The organism is Lysinibacillus sp. CNPSo 3705 (genome assembly GCF_028674935.1).
Taxonomy (GTDB): Bacteria; Bacillota; Bacilli; order Bacillales_A; family Planococcaceae; genus Lysinibacillus.
Window position 1 is genome coordinate 1 of record NZ_JAQZSD010000172.1, and the last position, 996, is coordinate 996.

2 protein-coding genes are annotated in these 996 nt (G+C 31.9%); one reads left to right on the forward strand and one right to left on the reverse strand.

Annotated elements, in window-relative coordinates; genetic code table 11:
* A partial coding sequence (locus PVA17_RS24840) for a hypothetical protein (protein ID WP_274069355.1) occupies positions 1 to 415 on the forward strand: 415 nt, incomplete at its 5' end.
* A gap of 89 nt (positions 416 to 504) precedes the next feature.
* Here PVA17_RS24840 and PVA17_RS24845 read toward each other — a convergent pair.
* A partial coding sequence (locus PVA17_RS24845) for a transposase (RefSeq protein WP_274069356.1) occupies positions 505 to 996 on the reverse strand: 492 nt, incomplete at its 5' end.

A 996-nucleotide genomic window follows, 5' to 3' on the forward strand; every position in this document is an offset into this window, starting at 1 on the left:
CAATAATAACAGTATTTATAAAACAACCAAAAAGGAGATAAAAATGAAAAAATTACTTAAATTTATCATGCCATTAATATTTATCTTGTCTATTTATACTTATAGTGCAGATAATGCTTCTGCATCTACATCGGAGGCTGTTTTTGTAGGCCCTTCTAATACTTATGGCTACTCAAGTTTAATTAATGCATCATCAAAAGTTTATGTTCTAATTAAAAATACTGGTTCAGTAGATATTTATTGGACAATACTAGATTCAAATAATAAACCAGAAGCGGACACTTTAATTGTTCGTCCTGGTGCAGCTCTTGGAAAATTTGTTACGACAAATACTAATACTAAACACAAGTTAGCATTGTATTGTTCTGGTGATACAAATAAATGTAGTGCAACTGGTAATATTTCTCTAAATTAACACTCGTTAACCACCATTAAGTTTATTATCTATTACATCTATTTATTGGTTCTAAGTCAAATGTTGGGGTGCTGTAATCTTTCAGCACCTTAACCCAGATGAACTCCGATTTCTTTATACTTTAAATTTAATAAGATTTTTGCTCGAAAGTGATCGAAGCGTCGAAAGCCAAATGCATTCCGTTTCATCACTTTTGTTTTGTTATTAATACCTTCTAAGAAGCCATTGGAATAACCAAAACTAAAGCTATTTAAGATTTCTACTTGCCAGTTTTTAAATGTTTGAATTGCTTTTAAGAAAGCTGGTAATTTTGTCTCTTCCACCTTACGGTAAAAAGCTAGTAATCGCTTCTTTACTTCTACGACATCATTCTTTGTCTTTGCCCAATCAAACCATTCACAATAGGCTTCCTTTAATTCATGAGCTACTTTTAATGTTTTAGACATTTCTGTATAGCGCTGTAAGTACCACTGTTGTTTTGGTGATAATTTAGATGCACGTTTATAAAATACATGACGCATACGTTTACACTTTGTGCGATTGTATTTGTCCCATTCTTTTTGTACTTGTCGGCGCACTTC